The sequence below is a fragment of the Desulfovectis peckii genome, from assembly GCF_055391705.1.
In genome coordinates this window covers 2,178,561-2,192,537 of the sequence record NZ_AP042409.1, presented here as the reverse complement: position 1 = coordinate 2,192,537, position 13,977 = coordinate 2,178,561, and the positions used below count along the sequence as shown (strand labels likewise).

Here is a 13,977-nt window from a genome sequence, read left to right as displayed (position 1 = left end):
AATTTTTTGTTATTTATTATTCCCCGGGGGGTTGAGGATTATTTTTTTCCGGTTGGCTTTCTGTAGCTTGTTCTTTTTGCGCTTCTATTGTTTTTTCGGTTTCACTGCTCTCCTTCTGCTCTGCATTTTTTACTTCCTGTAATTCCGGCGCTTGTTCAGAGCATTGACATTCGCTGTGTTCTTCCTGTTTCTTTTTCCTTTCTTTTAATTGCTCTAACTTTTTATTGATACTGCTGCTTACTTCTTTTGCCTTGACAAGGGTTTCTCCCCAAATGGTATTACTGCTTTCTTTAATAGTCTTCATCGTTTCCTTGAGGCCACCGTCAGTTTTCACCAAATTATCAACGGCTTCATCGCCGACAATAATTAACTCTTTACCGATTGTACGAATAAAACTGCTATCTAAAAAAGCTCTTCCGGAAATAATACTGTTTAAAAAATTGCCGGCAATTTCCAGACCGGCTATGGTGCCGTCTTCAGTATTTATGTAATATTCCTCCACAATGCCTAACATTTTTCCGTTTTCGGCTACTACCTTGGTGTTATTGATCAAATATTTATCTTTCATTAACTTAACGATCTCAGGCAGGCTGGTGCCTTTTTGCGCAAAATCACTTTGTGCTACTGTGATTGCATCACTGCCGACGTTACTTACCTTAGAGTAGGGAATAAACTTTTCTTCTCTAAACCATCCCTTTTGTTCAATCACTAAAGCGGCAACTGCTCGTTTTAGGGGATCGACGATCAAATCTTTAACCTTACCTAATTGCTGACCTTCAGCCAGACTGATCACCGGCATGCCGATAAGTCGCTTGCTTTTAAGCATCTAAATAACCCCCTTGGTTTCATGGGTTGTTCTAATTCATGTTATGCTTGTTCAGAGTTTGATATGACCATTTTTAGGGAATAATATATTTAGCTAGTATACTAGGGGGGTAATTTATGGTTGACATTAAGCTGGAAGCAAGTAGTCGCAGTGAGCGAGGAAGACATGCTCGCAACCTTTTGGCGCAACAGGGGAGAATTCCCGGTGTAGTATACGGTAAAGAAATGGGCAGCATGTCAATTGCCGTAGACTTAAAAGATATTCAAAGAATAGTAAAAAATTTTGGCACCGGTAAAATTATTGACCTGCGATTAAAAGACGGAAAAGGCGACGGCATGAAAGTATTGCTGAAGGATGTACAATATGATCCGGTCCGCAAAGAGTTAACGCATGTTGATTTGCAAAGTGTTAAAATGACTGAAAAAATCAAAACCAACGTTAAAATAAAATTTGTCGGAAAGCCTATCGGTGCGCAACAGGGCGGGGTACTGCAAAGACAGCTGGACGCCCTGGAGATTGAGTGCCTGCCGGCGGATATTCCCGACCAGATTGTAGTAGATGTATCAGATTTAAATGTTGGGCAAAGTATTCATGTTAAAGACTTGTCATTGCCAAAAGGTGTAAAAACCACAACCGATCCGGAGGCGGTAGTGGCCAGTGTAACAATGATGAGAACCGCAGAGGCGGAAGAATTGACCTCTAAAGAACCTGATGAAGAAATTCCGGCTAAGGAAGATAGTGGGGTAAATTCTGAGCCGGAAAATGCAGAAGCCCAAGCATAAGTTGCTCATCAACAAAGGAAATACTCATTGGTTCCTGCCGCCGGTTGTCATCTGCAGCTCAATTGAGTAAAATTGACATGGAAAATGGCAACGGAGGTAGGAAAAGTGAAAATAATTGTTGGCTTAGGAAATCCGGGGCAAAAGTATGCTAATACGCGGCATAACGTCGGGTTTATGGTCCTGGATCACTTATCCGCAAACTTAAATACGGCAATAAATAAAAGTAAGTTTAATGCTTTGATTGGCGAAAGTTATATTGGTCAAGAAAGGGTTATTTTGGTTAAGCCGCAAACATATATGAATTTAAGCGGGGAAGCGGTAGGCGCCCTTGCCCGTTGGTATAAAGTAAACCCTTCAGATGTGATTGTCGTTTATGACGATATGGATTTACCGTTAGGAAAACTCCGTATTCGGCCAAAAGGGGGGGCCGGCGGACACAACGGGATGAAATCAATAATTGCCCATTTAGGCACTACTGAATTTCCCCGCATCCGCATTGGCATTGGCCGCTCGGAAAAAGACGCGGTTAATTATGTTTTAGGTAATTTTAACCAGCAAGAATTTGATATAATAAATAATGTCATTACAAAAGCCGTAGAAAGTTTACAGGTTTGGGTTCGTCAGGACATTAACGCGGCGATGAATAAGTATAATGTTAATTAGTAAGCTGAAAAAATGATTATATATTTTGCAAGCGGCTTTTTGGCAGCCGGTGTGTCATGGTTAATAAACGGCATGTTAATCGAGCGCTTTGGTAACAGGGCGGTAATTTTTTTCGGGCCGGCTGTTGAAGAGCTTGCGAAAACGGGTTTAGCTGTTTTGCTGAATACATCAATCATAATCACCCACGCTTTGTTTGGAACGTTCGAGGCGGCTTGGGAATTAAAGCTCACCCGAAATGGGCTGCGCGCGGCTTTTTACGCGCAAGCTACTCATTTGTTTTACGGAATAATCTCTGCCTTGGCCTGGCATTTTTTGGGCTTTGTGCCCGCGGTAGCTTTGGCCTATATCCTACACATGAGTTGGAATTACTGGATTGTTCATAAAACGGTGTCATCTTGACGGGTAGTTTTGGGTAATATATAATTAAGAATGTTTTTGTATTTGGTAATAAACGGATAAAGGAGCGTGTTAGGGCTTTGGCCATTTGTTAGCTAAAGCTCTTTTTGCTATGGCTAAAAACAACACTGGGTTGCCCGGGTTATTGCAACCCTTGGAACAGGCAACTGAATTTCAAGGGATAATTAACGGACTGAACAACGGCCTTGATCAACAACATATTTTTGGTTTGGCCGGCCCAGAGCGAACGCTGATCATTGCTGGAATTATTTACCAAAAAAATGGTCCGGCGTTGATTATTACTCCCAATGAAAGTGATGCCGGTACGCTGCTGGAAGATCTCAGCTATTTGTTGCCGGACAGGGAAGTGATGCTGTTTCCGGTATGGCAAGCCATGCCTTTCCCGGTTGTGTCTCACAACAGAGAGATCAACGCTCAGCGCCTAAGGGTGTTGGAAAAACTGATCAGTGGGCAGAATCCGGTAGTTGTCGCCCCGGTAGAGGCCGTTCTCAGGCGGTTAGCCCCTCCGGCGGTATATCACGATGAGCGCCGGATATTAAAAGTAGGCCAGCGAGTTGACTTGGAAGATTTGCAGCAGTTTTTAGTGCGTCAAGGTTATGAACGGGTGGATATGATAGAAGGACCCGGTCAATTTTCCATACGCGGCGGCATCCTGGATGTTTATCCTCCGGCTGAGGATAACCCGCTGCGTGTAGAATTTTGGGATGATGAAGTTGACTCTATCCGTACTTTTGAAATTAGTTCACAGCGTTCAATAGAAAACCTCAGTGAAGTGAAGATTACGCCGGCACAAGAGATGGCGGTCAGTGAAAAATATTGGGCAGACGGTCGGGAACGTTTGTTAAATGAATACCGTAACCACCATAAAAAGATGGTTAAAAGTGCCTCGGTGGACGCCCAGCATCAGTTAAATGCCCAAGTAGAATCGCTGCTTGCCCGCATGGAAAAACCGGCCTACTTTGAGGGGGCGGAAAAGTTACTGCCGTATTTTTATCCGGAGCTCTACAATATTGTTGATTACTTTCCCGCTGATACCCCCCTGTTAATAGAAGAGCCGCTGCGTATCAAGGAAATAATTGAAGTAATTCAAAAGGAACGGGCAGAAACACATACTGATTTGTTAGCTAAAGGCAAGACGTTACCTTCCCAATACCACATATATTTAGACTGGCGGCAGTTTTGGGCTAAATTGGAACGCAGACAGAGCTTGTTTTTTTCATTTTTGCCCCGCAGTGCTCAGTTTTTGAAACCGAAAAATATTGTTAACTTTATCGCTAAAGCGATGCATCCTTTTTTGGGCAATTTAGCGGTATTGGCTGATGAAGTTAAACAATGGAAAAGGAAAAAGTACGCAGTGGTGCTCATGGTATCAACTGCTGAACGGGCCAGAAGTTTACTGGAGACCTTAAAAGAGGCACAAATAGATGCCTTTTATATGTCAAAGCTCAGTAAAGAAGTGCTTCCCGGGAATATTGTCATTACCGAAGGATATATATCAGCCGGTTTTGAACTAACGGCTGCCCGTTTGGCGGTTATTACCGAAAAAGAGATTTTTGGTCAACGTAAAAAGAAACGCAAGCGGAGAGAGTTTTCTGAGAACAAAGTTATTCCGATCGAAGAGTTAAAACCTAATGACTATGTGGTACATATTAATCATGGTATCGGGCGGTATTTGGGACTCACTACCTTAGATATCGGCGGAATTCAAAAAGACTACCTGATTATTCAATATGCCGGTGAAGACAAGATATATGTACCGACAGATCAGGTTGATTTGCTGCAGCGTTATTCCGGAAACGAAGGAATTGCTCCCAAATTATCTAAAATGGGAGGCAGTGAGTGGAAACGGACCAAAAATAAAGTAAGAGCGGCCGTGAAGCAAATAGCGGATGATCTGCTGCAATTGTATGCTAAAAGACAGGCCCAAAAAGGATATGCATTTAGCAAGGATACCGTCTGGCAGCGGGAATTTGAAAGTGCCTTTCCTTACGAGGAAACACCCGATCAGTTAAAAGCAATAGCGGAAGTAAAAAAAGACATGGAATCGCCGCGACCGATGGATCGCCTGCTTTGTGGTGACGTTGGCTACGGCAAGACAGAGGTGGCTTTGCGGGCGGCATTTAAAGCGGTTAATGACGGTAAACAAGTTGCGGTATTGGTGCCGACAACAATTTTAGCCCAACAGCATTACAATACTTTTAGAGAAAGGTTTGCACCCTACCCCGTTAACATAGAAATGCTGTCTCGCTTCCGCACACCCAAAGAGCAGCGTGCGGTACTGCAGGGACTGAGTGATGGCAGCGTCGATATTGTCATCGGCACACATCGTTTGGTGCAAAAAGATGTAAAATTTAAAGACTTAGGCTTAGTAGTGATAGATGAAGAACAGCGTTTTGGGGTCGCTCACAAAGAAAGACTAAAGCAGCTGCGGGCTACGGTGGATGTATTAACACTTACCGCAACACCGATTCCCCGAACACTGCATATGTCATTAGTTAAAGTACGTGATACCAGTTTGTTAGAAACCCCGCCTGAAGAGCGTTATCCGGTACAAACCTATGTGATGGAAGAAGATCCGGTAATGATTCGTGAGGCTATTCGCAGGGAAATAAATCGGGGTGGACAAGTATTTTTTGTACATAACCGGGTAGCTGAGCTGGATGTGGTAGCTAATTGGCTAAGCGGTTTAGTGCCGGAAGCCAAATTAGTTGTTGCCCACGGGCAGATGAAGGAAGAACAGCTGGAAAAAATTATGTTGGATTTTATGGCCGGCAGTTATGATGTGTTGGTGTGCACCACAATTATTGAAACCGGTTTAGACCTACCCAATGTAAATACATTGATTGTCAAAGATGCCGATAGATTTGGCTTAGCACAGTTATACCAACTCCGAGGCAGAGTGGGACGTTCCAACCGTGTTGCCTATGCCTATTTTACTTTCCGCAAAGATAAGGTACTTACCGAGGAGGCGGAACGGCGCCTGTCTGCCATTCGCGATTTTACCGACTTAGGTTCCGGCTATAAAATTGCCATGCGAGACTTGGAAATAAGAGGAGCCGGAAATATTCTAGGCGTGGAACAGCATGGGCACATTGCTGAAGTGGGATTTGACCTATACTGTCGAATGCTGGAGGAAGCGGTTAGAGAAGCCAAAGGTGAAGAAATAGAAAAAACAGTGGACACGGTGATAGAACTCCCGGTGGATGCATATATACCGGAAAACTACATCAGTGACTCGGGACAAAAAGTCGAGTTATACCGGCGAATTGCTAATATGAAAGAACCTGAACAGGTTGATGATTTGGAAGAGGAATTAGTCGATCGTTTTGGGGATGTACCCGCACCGGTACAGCGTTTGCTGTTAGTGGCAAAATTAAAGGCGGTTGGAAGTAAGCTGAAAATTAAATCTATTAGTCGTCAGTCCGGATATATCAAATTTGTTTTTGGCTCTGAGCCGCCTTTAAATGCCAAAAAGTTGGTTGAATTAAGTGAACGTTATCGCAAATGCTTAAAGTTTAACAACAGTGCTGAAGAATTTGAAATAAAGATAAAATTTAGGCAGGTTGACCGAATTGATTGCCAACAACTGAAGGAACTGTTAGACTTTACCATTCAACTGGCAGCTAAAGACAATAATGTGAAAAATTAGATACTGGAGAAAAATAGATTATTATTAAAAAAGTAAGGGAATAATACCATCAACCCAAAAATGGCTGCGTTGCATAAAATAATTGCTACATACTTTTTAAGGAAGGAGGTATAAATCGGCAGAGCTGTCATACAACCGCTGCAGTGGTTATTTGTAAAGTTTGAGGAACATATAATTTATTAAGGGCCCAAAAAACGGAATGTTAGCGGTTAATATGTTTCAGTAGTAGGTAGTAAACCTTAAGATTTTTCGGCAAAAAGATAGACAAACCCCTAAAAGCCGAAATTTATTTATCTTGTGCTGGTAAAATATGAATAATTAGAAACCTCCTGTTATATACTATCACAGAAAGTTATTTCGCGTAGATCATGCAGAATAAAGGAGGGAAGGGAACTTTATGAAAGCAACGGGTATCGTACGTCGGATAGATGATTTGGGTAGAGTTGTTATACCGAAGGAAATTCGCAGGACCTTACGGATTAGAGAAGGGGATCCTTTAGAAATTTTTGTCGATAGAGAAGGCGAAGTAATATTAAAGAAGTATTCTCCTATTGGTGAACTAGGCGATTTTGCAAAAGAGTATGCTGATTCGTTACATGAAGCATTGGGTCATATTGCTTGTATAGCTGATCGTGATACTATTATTGCAGTGTCCGGTGCGCCGAAAAAAGAGCTGCTTAACAAGCCGATCGGTCCGATAGTAGAAAAGGTAATGGAAGAACGGAAGGCCATCATACTTAACCCGGCAGAAGATCCTAACTGCAAAGACGGAGCGATAATTGACGGAGGCGATTGCAAGTATACCAGCGAGGTGATAGCACCGATTATCTCTGAAGGGGATCCAATTGGGGCGGTGATTTTGGCAACTAAAGAACCGGATGTAAAAATGGGTGAGATGGAATTGAAATTAGCTGAAACTGCAGCAGGTTTTTTGGCAAAACAAATGGAACAATAAAGGGAGGCCGTTTGGCCTCCTTTTTCATGCTTGAAGAATCAGGGGGTGAAGCAATATTACAGCTATTACTATTGTCGGTTTGGGGCCGGGAACAAAAGAAGGTCTGACGCTGGGGGCACTGGAAGCCCTACAAGGAAAATCTCCCGTTTTATTGCGCACAAAAGTGCATCCGGTTGTTCCTTGGTTGGAGGAGCAGGGAATAGTGTATCAATCCTTTGACCATTACTACCAACGGGTAGATAATTTTAGCGAACTTTATCGCCAAATCGCGGATCAGGTATTGAATTTAGCTCAACAAAAACATGTAGTATATGCGGTTCCCGGGCATCCCATGGTAGCGGAAGAAACGGTACAGCTAATAATTAAAGGGGCCAAAGAAAAGGGGTTAGCGGTAAAAATTTTACCGGCGGCCAGTTTTTTAGATGCAGTATTTTCCGCAATAGGTTACGATCCAAATAACGGATTGCAGATTTTAGACGGACTAATGTTAAATCAACGTCACCCTAATCCGGCGATTGCCGCAGTGATTACGCAGGTATACTCTAAATTGGTTGCTTCTGATGTAAAACTATCGCTGATGGAATATTATCCCGATGATCATCCGGTGACAGTTATTAAGGCCGCGGGTGTGCCCGGAGAAGAAAAAATAGAACGGATACCTCTTTATCAGTTGGACAGGCTGGATTGGATTAATCATCTTACTTGTTTATTTGTGCCTGAACTTGACGGTCAGCATGACAAGCAATTTGAAGAAAGTTTATATCCCTTGGATCCGTTAGTTAACGTGATGGCTGCATTAAGAGGAGAGAACGGCTGTCCGTGGGATAAAGAACAAACTCATCAAACATTAAAACAATATTTGATTGAAGAAACATATGAAGTAATTGAAGCGCTGGACACAAACAATCCGCATAAAATATGTGAGGAATTGGGAGACTTACTATTGCAAGTAGTGTTTCATGCCCAACTGGCTGCAGAAGAGAACTTATTTAATATTAATGATGTCATCGATACGATTACTGAAAAAATGATTAGGCGACACCCCCATGTTTTTGGGGATGTTTCGGTGGAAAACAGCGCTGAGGTATTGGTCAATTGGGATAAAATAAAAGCTGAAGAAGAGGGGAAAGAAGAATATTGTTCACTTTTGGATAAAATACCTAAGGGGCTGCCTGCTTTAACCAGAGCGACTAAACTGCAGAGTAAAGCGGCTAAGGTAGGGTTTGACTGGCCGGATTACCGGGGAGGGTTGGAGAAGGTCAAAGAGGAATTGGCAGAATTACAAAAAGCAATTGACGCCGGCAATGAACAGGACATTAGTGCCGAAATAGGTGACTTATTTTTTGCGGCTGTAAACTTAGCCCGTTTGTTAAAGGTTGATGCCGAAGTAGCGTTGACAGCTACCAATGCAAAGTTCACCAAACGTTTCCAGTATATAGAAAAGAAATGCCGGCAGCATAACAAAAGTTTGACGGAAATGACGCTGGCGGAAATGGATGAGTACTGGAATGAAGCTAAATGTTTGGAATTAAAGAAAAATGGAAAAGATAAACTATAAATATCTTCACTAAAGCAGGAAATGTAACGGTTTTATCGAATTCAATGACAGAATTAATCAATTTGAATCTGGAGGAGGTAATATAGTGAATAAAGCCGAGTTAATCTCTAGCATTTCGGAAAAAACAGAACTAACCAAAAAAGATGCAGAAAAGGCGCTCAATGCCATGCTAGAAACTATTACTGAAGCCCTAAGTTCAGGAGATAAAGTCCAGTTGGTAGGCTTTGGAACATTTGAAGCCCGTGAACGGGCTGAGCGTCAGGGCCGTAACCCCCAAACCGGTGAAAAGATTACTATTTCTGCCACCAAGGTTCCCGTTTTTAAAGCCGGTAAAGCTCTCAAAGAGGCGGTAGCAAGCAAGTAAGTAAGATAAAAATGATCAGGTCAAAGGCCTGATCATTGATATTTATTGGGGGAAATTAATTTAGGATGAGACTGGATAAGTTTCTTAAAGTTTCACGGATTATTAAAAGGCGCCCGGTGGCTAAAGAAGTATGTGACAGTGGAAAAATAAAAATTAATTCCCGAACGGCAAAAGCGGGAAGTGTGGTTAAACCCGGGGATGTGCTGGAGATTGAAATGGGAACCAAAACTCTGACCATAAAAATACTGGAAGTTAAAGATAACGTTCCGGCAAAGGAAGCAGCTTCTCTTTACGAAGTTGTAGAGGAAACCTATCACCCTGAGCGCGATTTTTAATTTTAGAACTTGGGTTATATTTAACCACCCCAATGCAGAAACTAAACAAAACGCAATTAGGGGTGGTAAGATGAAAAAATTTAGCTTCCTTATGCTGACGGCAATCGGCATTATTATTTTGACATTATTGACATCATGTGCAGGAGAAAAGAAACCGGCTCCTGACCGCACTCAACCCGGAGAAGAACCGACGATTACTTTGTTTGTTAAAGAAACCGGAGAGAAAAAAGAAATTAAACTGGAAGAATATTTAATGGGCGTTGTAGCCGCGGAAATGGAACCGACTTGGCCGGAGAATGCTTTGGCCGCTCAAGCAATCTTAGCCCGTACTTTTACTATGGAGAATATCGAAAGCGGTAAAATTAAAAAATTACACGGTACCGATGCCTCAACTGACGTGGAAGAATTTCAAGCCTATGATCCGTCGCGCATAAATGACCGGGTTAGAAGGGCGGTAGAAAGCACTTGCGGAGAAGTAATTAAATACAACGGTGAATATGTAAAAGGGTGGTTTTCTGCCTGCTGCGGAGGTAAAACCGCAAATGCCGTTGAGGGCCTTAACTGGACCAAAACTAAAACACCATATGTGCAATCAGGTATAGAAGATGGTTGTTTAAGTATCACTACACCGGAAAACAGAAATTGGGTGGCAAAAATTCCGCTAGAACAAGTGCGGGCCGCAGTAAAGCAAGCGGCAGGTGTTGATCCCGGAAATATCACTTCTGTACAGATAGTAGAGAAAGGACCGTCCGGAAGAGCAACCAAGATTAAATTGGGAGAGGCAACGGTAAGCGGACCGGCTTTAAGATTGGCAGTAGGCAGTGAGCTGATGCGTTCAACGCTAATTAAAGATATTAGGGTTGAGGATGGAAACCTAGTCATTACCGGAGACGGTTTTGGACACGGTGTGGGACTTTGCCAATGGGGAGCAAACAAACTGGCTACTGAAAACAAATCTCCGGAAGAAATTATTAAATTTTACTATCAAGATGTGACAATTGAAAAACTGTGGAAATAACGGGTGCAGCTGCACCCGTTTTGTTATCATATTTGCTTTTGCTTAGGAATAAATATTAAAAATGAATTACGGCTAAATGGGAGGGTAGCCAGTGGAAGAACGTGTTAATCATAAAGTTGAGATGCTAAATAGAAAGGAATTGATATTAAAAGGTGTGCAACATGTAGGTACTTTTGATGAAAAAGAAATTGCCCTAGATACTAATATGGGATATCTGCTGCTAAAGGGGGAAGATTTACACATTACCCAGTTAAATTTAGAGGCCGGAGAACTTAAAGTGGAAGGCTACATAAACGGTGTGGAATACGTAGAAGGCAAAACTGCTAAAGGAGGAAAAGTAAAATCTAAGGGCATATTGGAGCGACTGCTTAAATAGTTTCCCTAAAGGGTGTGGTCATAATACAACTGATTGATCAATTAACTGCCTTTTTGGTTACATTAATGATAGGCGTGTTGGCCGGCTTACTCTTTGACTTTTATCGAGTGATAGCGAAGCTGATTAAACTTAACAAATGGGGAACAGTTGTCGGGGATTTCATTTTTTGGCTGGTACTTACACCGATTGCCTTTTTGTTTTTATTGTGGGGCAATTGGGGCGAGTTTAGGTTTTATGTTGTAATTGGCTTGCTACTGGGGGCAGCAATTTACTTACGTTGCTTAAGCCCTTATGCCGTTTCGCTATTTAATTACTTGTTGGTAGTTATCCACAAATTTTTTTCCTGGCTGTGGCGCATACTTGCTTTGTTGTTGGCAGCACTTTGCTGGCCTTTTCGTTTGTTATTCACCGCCGTTACAGTACCGTTAAAAGTGATGGGCAAAATGCTGAGCTGGCTGGTGCAGCCAATGAAAAAACTGGCTAAACCAATAACGGTTAAAATAAGTAAGCTGTTTTCCCGTAAAAAAGGCTGAAGTACTACCGGTTACACAGTAGGTAGTGCTTTAGCCTTTTATATTATTTAGCAGTTTATTGGTTAGTAATTAGCATAGGTAAGAAACAGTGGTGACAGTTTGGCTTGCGGTATGCCGTAAATTACAGCGGATTTTATAGTCTGTGTACAATTTAGGGCAAGCTGTTTAAGCCAAAAAAGAAATGTTTAAGGCGGAAGGAGTTTTATCCACAATGTAGTAATATAGTAGTTACATTGTAAAAGAATTGTACACAAATTGTGGATATTGCAGTGGATAACTTTTGGATAACTTATGAATAATCGTGGATAATATGTGTATTGATTTTTGCCACAGTCAGGGGTGGCTAACTTGCAGATAGAAATTAGAGGTGTGGAAAAACTAAGTTTTCGCGAACGGCAGGTTGTTACTTTAAAAGAAATGGGTTACAGCAATGAGCGCATAGCAAAACAACTGAACATTACTGCCAGTACTGTAGCTACGCTATATAACCGTGCCCGCAATAAGGGCTATCAAGTGGTTATCGTTATACCCGGCGATGCTATGGGCCTGTTTGGTTCGGATGAAGAAGAGGTGAATTAAAAGTGATTTCCTCAACTAATCGCAGGGGAAAAGGTGTGAAGTTAGATTATAAAAATACAAACAAACTAATAAAGCCCCGTGAAAAGAAAAGGGATCAATCTAAATATAATTTCAAACTCCCACTCATTGTGTTAAGTTTGGTATTTGTATATTTGGCGGTTTCCCTTGGGGGAGAAATGCAAAAATTAAATGATATGAAAAAGAGCGTTATAGAAATAGAACAGGAAATGGAACAGCTGCAAACGCAAAATAATGAACTGCGTAAAATGCTCAAATCGCTGCAATCTAATGAATATGTTGAACAAATTGCCAGAGAAAAATTAGGGCTGGTTAAGCCGGGAGAAACTTTGGTTATTCCTGCTGAAAAGACAGAAGCCGATAGCCCGCAGTAAGCATTATCCGGCTAAAGTATAATGTTATGTAATCTATAATCTGCAATGTTGACACTTTCCCTACTGTTAACATATAATTACAACAGTGATATTTAAGGAGGAATTTTTTTAAGCATGTCAATTGAACAGGGGAAAGTTGTTGAAGGTGTTGTCACCGGGATAACGAATTTTGGGGCATTTGTCTTGCTACCCAATAATGTTACGGGGTTGGTGCACATATCGGAGATAGATCACCGGTATGTACGGGATGTAAATGATTTTTTAAAACTAAACGACCGCGTTAAAGTAAAGGTTATCTCGGTTGACGAGAAAGGAAAAGTAGGACTTTCCATCAAGCAAGCAAAACCTGCCCCGCAGCAAGCTCGTACGCAACGTGCGAACTTGTCATTTGAAGACAAGATAGCTAAATTTTTGAAAGAAAGCGAGGAAATACAGCAACAGCTGCGAAAAAATCAAAATCAAACCAGGCGGCGGCAGTTTAAATAAATGCTCAGTGAGTTAAAGGCGCAAGGATGCGCCTTTTAATTTTACCCTAATTAATATGAAACTAAAAAGAATTACCGGGTTAGGGGGTGATTGCTAGGTGAAAATTGCAGCCATAGATATCGGAACCAACTCAACCAGGCTGTTAATTGCCGAGATTGACAAAAGAAACCGTTTAAAAGCCTTACATACTGCTTTAAAAACTACCCGGCTGGGTGAGGGAATAAACGGTCGCTGTTTGCATGCTGCCGCTATTGAGCGAACGGTTCGGGCAGTAAAAAATTTTGTGGAGTATTCTCTTAACTATGGGGTCGATGATATTACCATAGCGGCTACCAGTGCGGTAAGGGATGCAAGCAATAAAGAAGAATTTGCCCGTCTTATCCGTTGCAGCACCGGTCGTCAGCTTAGGATACTGGCCGGTGAAGAGGAAGCGGAACTAAGCTACCGGGGAGTACTGGCCGGGCTGTCCGGTGTGAAAGAAGGAGTGGCAGTTATAGATGTTGGCGGCGGCAGTACGGAATTTTCTTGGCGGGATAAAAATCAGCTTTGTTATGCCAGCAGTAATGTGGGTGCTGTACGCATGACGGAAGGAGATTATGACGATCAAGAGATAGCCCGCCTGCTTTTGCCGGTGATTGCCAAAGTAAAAGAGCAGCAAATTAGCCGACTGGTAGCCGTCGGCGGGACTGCTACCACCTTAGCGGCAATAATACAAAAATTGGAACATTATGATCCCAAGAAGGTGCATGGATTTGAGATAAAAGTAAAACAAGTGGAAGAAGTATTAGCTTTACTGGAAAGTAAGACCCTGGAGGAAAGAAAAAAAATACCGGGTTTGCCGCCCGACCGGGCAGATATCATTGTAGCCGGAGTGAGAATAATATTAATTATTCTTAAGGAAATGGAGTTAAACTCCTTTGTCGTCAGTGAGGCGGATATGCTATGGGGGCTGGCCATGGCAGCAACAAATGTCGAAAGAAAAATTAACACAGCTAACCAGAATTGACAAAAATTTCCTAGCAACTGTACTATAATGAGCTATAA

General features: G+C 42.0%; 16 protein-coding genes. 15 read left to right on the top strand and 1 reads right to left on the bottom strand.

Annotated features, from left to right (window positions below):
- Positions 1–16 precede the first annotated feature (16 nt).
- Positions 17–826 (bottom strand): PRC-barrel domain-containing protein, encoded by an 810-nt coding sequence (locus tag ACZ5NG_RS10890; protein ID WP_464251816.1) that lies wholly within the window; start codon positions 824–826, stop codon positions 17–19.
- Positions 827–942: 116 nt separating this feature from the next.
- Here ACZ5NG_RS10890 and ACZ5NG_RS10885 point away from each other — a divergent pair, with 116 nt between their 5' ends.
- From ACZ5NG_RS10885 to ACZ5NG_RS10815, 15 genes are all read left to right on the top strand, one after another.
- Positions 943–1,608, top strand: a complete 666-nt coding sequence (locus tag ACZ5NG_RS10885; RefSeq protein ID WP_464251815.1) for a 50S ribosomal protein L25 — start codon at positions 943–945, stop codon at positions 1,606–1,608.
- 105 nt (positions 1,609–1,713) lie between these two features.
- Positions 1,714–2,271, top strand: coding sequence for an aminoacyl-tRNA hydrolase (pth, locus tag ACZ5NG_RS10880; protein ID WP_464251814.1), 558 nt, complete (start codon positions 1,714–1,716; stop codon positions 2,269–2,271).
- A gap of 12 nt (positions 2,272–2,283) precedes the next feature.
- Positions 2,284–2,670, top strand: a complete 387-nt coding sequence (locus ACZ5NG_RS10875) for a hypothetical protein (protein ID WP_464251813.1) — start codon at positions 2,284–2,286, stop codon at positions 2,668–2,670.
- Between the two features lie 130 nt (positions 2,671–2,800).
- Positions 2,801–6,337, top strand: a complete 3,537-nt coding sequence (mfd, locus tag ACZ5NG_RS10870; RefSeq protein WP_464253161.1) for a transcription-repair coupling factor — start codon at positions 2,801–2,803, stop codon at positions 6,335–6,337.
- A gap of 397 nt (positions 6,338–6,734) precedes the next feature.
- Positions 6,735–7,292 carry a stage V sporulation protein T gene (gene spoVT / locus ACZ5NG_RS10865; protein WP_464251812.1) on the top strand — a complete coding sequence of 186 codons (558 nt, stop codon included), beginning with the start codon at positions 6,735–6,737 and terminating at the stop codon, positions 7,290–7,292.
- A gap of 79 nt (positions 7,293–7,371) precedes the next feature.
- Positions 7,372–8,850 (top strand): bifunctional methyltransferase/pyrophosphohydrolase YabN, encoded by a 1,479-nt coding sequence (gene yabN / locus ACZ5NG_RS10860; protein ID WP_464251811.1) that lies wholly within the window; start codon positions 7,372–7,374, stop codon positions 8,848–8,850.
- Positions 8,851–8,935: 85 nt separating this feature from the next.
- Positions 8,936–9,214: an HU family DNA-binding protein gene (locus tag ACZ5NG_RS10855; RefSeq protein WP_464251810.1), complete on the top strand. Its 279-nt coding sequence runs from the start codon at positions 8,936–8,938 to the stop codon at positions 9,212–9,214.
- A 65-nt stretch (positions 9,215–9,279) separates the two neighbouring features.
- Positions 9,280–9,549, top strand: coding sequence for an RNA-binding S4 domain-containing protein (locus tag ACZ5NG_RS10850; protein WP_464251809.1), 270 nt, complete (start codon positions 9,280–9,282; stop codon positions 9,547–9,549).
- Between the two features lie 70 nt (positions 9,550–9,619).
- Complete coding sequence (locus ACZ5NG_RS10845; protein ID WP_464251808.1) at positions 9,620–10,567, top strand: SpoIID/LytB domain-containing protein; 948 nt, start codon at positions 9,620–9,622, stop codon at positions 10,565–10,567.
- A gap of 121 nt (positions 10,568–10,688) precedes the next feature.
- Entirely contained in the window at positions 10,689–10,943 is a 255-nt protein-coding gene (yabP, locus tag ACZ5NG_RS10840; RefSeq protein ID WP_464253160.1) for a sporulation protein YabP, read from the top strand.
- Between the two features lie 14 nt (positions 10,944–10,957).
- A complete protein-coding gene (gene yabQ / locus ACZ5NG_RS10835; RefSeq protein WP_464251807.1) occupies positions 10,958–11,476 on the top strand; it encodes a spore cortex biosynthesis protein YabQ in 519 nt (172 codons plus the stop codon).
- 348 nt (positions 11,477–11,824) lie between these two features.
- Complete coding sequence (locus ACZ5NG_RS10830) at positions 11,825–12,055, top strand: helix-turn-helix transcriptional regulator (RefSeq protein ID WP_464251806.1); 231 nt, start codon at positions 11,825–11,827, stop codon at positions 12,053–12,055.
- A gap of 35 nt (positions 12,056–12,090) precedes the next feature.
- Positions 12,091–12,447, top strand: a complete 357-nt coding sequence (locus ACZ5NG_RS10825; protein WP_464251805.1) for an FtsB family cell division protein — start codon at positions 12,091–12,093, stop codon at positions 12,445–12,447.
- Positions 12,448–12,561: 114 nt separating this feature from the next.
- Positions 12,562–12,933 (top strand): S1 RNA-binding domain-containing protein, encoded by a 372-nt coding sequence (locus tag ACZ5NG_RS10820; RefSeq protein WP_464251804.1) that lies wholly within the window; start codon positions 12,562–12,564, stop codon positions 12,931–12,933.
- 97 nt (positions 12,934–13,030) lie between these two features.
- Positions 13,031–13,939, top strand: a complete 909-nt coding sequence (locus ACZ5NG_RS10815) for a Ppx/GppA phosphatase family protein (protein WP_464251803.1) — start codon at positions 13,031–13,033, stop codon at positions 13,937–13,939.
- Positions 13,940–13,977: the final 38 nt, after the last annotated feature.

Coding starts and splice junctions, on each gene's coding strand:
- ACZ5NG_RS10890 (WP_464251816.1), bottom strand. CDS start 826: ATGCTTAAAAGCAAGCGACTTATCGGCATGCCGGTGATCAGTCTGGCT.
- ACZ5NG_RS10885 (WP_464251815.1), top strand. CDS start 943: ATGGTTGACATTAAGCTGGAAGCAAGTAGTCGCAGTGAGCGAGGAAGA.
- ACZ5NG_RS10875 (WP_464251813.1), top strand. CDS start 2,284: ATGATTATATATTTTGCAAGCGGCTTTTTGGCAGCCGGTGTGTCATGG.
- spoVT (WP_464251812.1), top strand. CDS start 6,735: ATGAAAGCAACGGGTATCGTACGTCGGATAGATGATTTGGGTAGAGTT.
- ACZ5NG_RS10850 (WP_464251809.1), top strand. CDS start 9,280: ATGAGACTGGATAAGTTTCTTAAAGTTTCACGGATTATTAAAAGGCGC.
- ACZ5NG_RS10845 (WP_464251808.1), top strand. CDS start 9,620: ATGAAAAAATTTAGCTTCCTTATGCTGACGGCAATCGGCATTATTATT.
- yabP (WP_464253160.1), top strand. CDS start 10,689: ATGCTAAATAGAAAGGAATTGATATTAAAAGGTGTGCAACATGTAGGT.
- ACZ5NG_RS10820 (WP_464251804.1), top strand. CDS start 12,562: ATGTCAATTGAACAGGGGAAAGTTGTTGAAGGTGTTGTCACCGGGATA.